This window comes from Mycobacterium sp. (assembly GCF_035603715.1).
Classification (GTDB): Bacteria; Actinomycetota; Actinomycetes; order Mycobacteriales; family Mycobacteriaceae; genus Mycobacterium.
The window spans coordinates 1-3,376 of record NZ_DATNJW010000660.1 but is presented as its reverse complement, the minus strand read 5'-3'; the positions used below and the strand labels follow the sequence as shown (position 1 = coordinate 3,376).

Genomic DNA, 3,376 nt, shown 5'->3' with positions numbered 1-3,376 from the left:
TACGGCGGTGTGCAGTTCGACCAGAACACCTGGGAGCGCAACGGTGGCCTGCGGTTCGCGCCGCGCGCCGACCTGGCCTCGCGGGAAGAGCAGATCGCCGTCGCCCAGGTGACGCAGGCCCGTCAGGGCTGGGGCGCCTGGCCGGTGTGCAGCGGCAGAGCGGGTGCACGCTGACCATCCGGTTACTCGGGCGGACCGAAATCCGACGCTTGGCCAAGGAACTCGAATTCCGGCCGCGTAAATCGTTGGGGCAGAACTTCGTTCATGACGCCAACACGGTGCGCCGGATAGTCTCGGCATCCGGAGTCAACCGCAACGACCACGTCCTGGAAGTCGGGCCCGGCCTCGGGTCGCTGACCCTCGCCCTGCTGGACCGCGGCTGCACGGTGAGCGCCGTCGAGATCGACCCGGTGCTGGCCGACCGGTTGCCGCAGACGGTGTCCGAGCATTCGCACAGCGAGATTCAGCGGCTGACCGTGATCAACCGCGATGTGCTGTCCATCGGCCCCGGCGATCTGGCTTCCGAGCCGACCGCGGTGGTGGCGAATCTGCCCTACAACGTCGCGGTTCCCGCACTGCTGCACCTGCTTGCCGAATTCCCTTCGCTGCGAACGGTGATGGTGATGGTGCAGGCCGAGGTCGCCGAACGACTCGCCGCCGAACCGGGCGGCAAGGAGTACGGGGTGCCGAGCGTCAAAGTGCGTTTCCACGGACAGGTCCGCCGTCACGGCATGGTGTCGCCGACCGTCTTCTGGCCGATCCCGCGGGTGTACTCCGGGCTGGTGCGCATCGACCGGCACACCAGCCCACCCTGGCCGACCGATGCGACGTTCCGGCAGAACGTGTTCAAGCTCGTTGACACCGCATTTGCTCAGCGCCGCAAAACATCTCGTAATGCATTCATCGAATGGGCGGGTTCGGGCAACGAATCGGCCAGCCGGTTGCTCGCCGCGAGCATCGATCCGGCCCGCCGGGGCGAGACACTGACCGTCGACGAATTCGTGCGGCTTTATCAGCGCTCGGGTGACCTCGGCGACGCCGGTCCACGCGGTCGCGGCGTTGCCCAGCGGCACGCCTCCGCGAGCTGACCGGCTACGGGCCGGACGCCCGCCGGGATAGTCTCGTTCGGTGCCGATCGACGGAAGCACCGCAGCTCAATGGGTTCCCACGGGGTCGGTGACGGTCCGCACGCCCGGGAAGATCAATCTGTATCTGGCCGTTGGAGACCTGCTGGAAAGCGGTTATCACGAGCTGACGACGGTATTTCACGCGGTTTCGCTCGTTGACGAGATCACCGTCCGCAACGCCGACGTGCTCTCGCTCGAGATCACCGGCGAGGGCGCCGACCAACTGCCCCTGGACGAACGCAACCTGGCCTGGCAGGCCGCCGAACTGATGGCCGACCACGTCGGCCGCGCGCCCGACGTGTCGATCCTGATCGACAAGTCCATCCCGGTGGCCGGCGGAATGGGCGGCGGTAGCGCCGACGCCGCGGCTGTTCTCGTCGCACTGAACTCATTGTGGGAACTCGGCGTGCCACGCCGCGACCTGCACGCGCTGGCCGCGCAGCTCGGCAGCGACGTGCCGTTCGCGTTGCATGGCGGTACCGCACTGGGCACTGGTCGCGGCGAAGAGCTGGCTACGGTCCTGGCCCGCAACACTTTTCACTGGGTGCTGGCGTTCGCCGAGGCCGGGTTGTCCACCCCGAAGGTGTTCCGCGAGCTGGACCGGTTGCGAGAAGTCGGCACGCCGCCGCGCCTCGATGAACCCGGCCCGGTCCTGGCCGCGCTAGCCGCCGGCGACCCGGAGCAGCTGGCCCCGCTGTTAGGCAACGAACTGCAGGCCTCCGCGCTGAGCCTGAATTCGGCGTTGCGTCGGGTGCTGCGTGCCGGCGTCGAGGCGGGCGCACTGGCCGGCATGGTGTCCGGATCGGGACCGACGTGCGCGTTTCTGTGCCGGTCAGCGCCCTCGGCGGTGGACGTCGGCACCGAGCTGTCGGGGGCCGGCGTCTGCCGCACGGTGCGGGTGGCGAGCGGCCCGGTGCATGGCGCCCGGGTGGTGCCCTCGCCCGTCGCCGACGTGTGATTTCGCCGCACAGTTTGGCAGTTCTTTAAGAGGAGTTTAAGATATCCGACGGTGATGATTACAGGTCAAGCAACGAGCCTGGTTCTTACGTCCGCCGTGCCTACCGGCGGGCGGGTCTCTTCCCACGTGGCAACGTTGCGTGCGGATATGGCGTCGCCACCGATTCGAGATGAAATCGCTGCTCAATTGTGGGCGCGCGGCTATCCCAATGTGTGCTTGAGCAGTAGCAACATTAGATGCTGGGCGATGGTGCCGGAACCGAGGAGGCAATCGTGAGCAGGTTTACCGAGAACATGTTCCGCAACGCTCACCAGAGCACGCGGGGCATGGTTACCGGGGAGCCGCACGAGCCGGTCCGGCACACCTGGCTCGAGGTGCACGAGCGTGCCCGCCGCGTCGCCGGCGGACTGGCCGCCGCGGGCGTCGGACATGGCGACGCCGTCGGCGTGCTGGCCGGATTCCCGGTGGAGATCGCGCCGACCGCGCAGGCCCTGTGGATGCGTGGCGCCAGCCTGACCATGTTGCACCAGCCCACACCGCGCACCGACCTCGCCGTCTGGGCCGAGGACACCATGAACGTCATCGCGATGATCGAGGCGAACGCCGTCATCGTCGCCGAGCCGTTCCTCGTCGCCATTCCAGTGCTCGAGGAGAAGGGCATCAAGGTGCTCACGATCGGCGACCTGCTCGAGAGCGAGCCGATCGATCCGGTCGAGACGGACGAAGACGACCTGGCGCTGATGCAGCTGACGTCTGGATCTACCGGATCTCCGAAGGCCGTCCAGATCACGCACCGCAACATCTACTCGAACGCCGAGGCCATGTTCATCGGCGCCGAGTACGACGTCGACAAGGACGTCATGGTCAGTTGGCTGCCCTGCTTCCACGACATGGGCATGGTCGGGTTCCTCACCATCCCGATGTACTTCGGCGCCGAGCTGGTCAAGGTCACGCCGATGGACTTCCTGCGCGACACGCTGCTGTGGGCCAAGCTCATCGACAAGTACAAGGGCACCATGACCGCGGCGCCCAACTTCGCCTACGCGCTGTTCGCCAAGCGGCTGCGCAACCAGGCCGAACCGGGTCAGTACGACCTGTCGACGCTGCGGTTTGCGCTATCCGGCGCCGAGCCCGTCGACCCCGCCGATGTCGAGGACCTGCTGGATGCGGGCAAGGCCTTCGGGCTGAAGCCGTCGGCGATCCTGCCCGCGTACGGCATGGCGGAGACGACGCTCGCGGTGTCGTTCTCCGAGTGCAACGCCGGCCTGGTCGTCGACGAGGTCGACGCCGA

The 3,376-nt window shown here is 67.3% G+C and carries 4 protein-coding genes; all 4 read left to right on the top strand.

Annotation, left to right across the window (positions count from 1 at the left end; translation table 11 throughout):
• Positions 1–174: transglycosylase family protein (locus tag VN856_RS26695; protein WP_325694925.1), on the top strand; the 174-nt coding region annotated here is incomplete at its 5' end.
• On the top strand, positions 138–1,088 hold the full coding sequence (gene rsmA, locus VN856_RS26690; RefSeq protein WP_414687060.1) for a 16S rRNA (adenine(1518)-N(6)/adenine(1519)-N(6))-dimethyltransferase RsmA: 951 nt from the start codon (positions 138–140) through the stop codon (positions 1,086–1,088). The genes VN856_RS26695 and rsmA, both read left to right, overlap by 37 nt.
• 40 nt (positions 1,089–1,128) lie before the next feature.
• On the top strand, positions 1,129–2,085 hold the full coding sequence (locus VN856_RS26685; protein ID WP_325694921.1) for a 4-(cytidine 5'-diphospho)-2-C-methyl-D-erythritol kinase: 957 nt from the start codon (positions 1,129–1,131) through the stop codon (positions 2,083–2,085).
• 272 nt (positions 2,086–2,357) lie between these two features.
• A partial coding sequence (locus VN856_RS26680) for a long-chain-fatty-acid--CoA ligase (RefSeq protein WP_325694919.1) occupies positions 2,358–3,376 on the top strand: 1,019 nt, incomplete at its 3' end.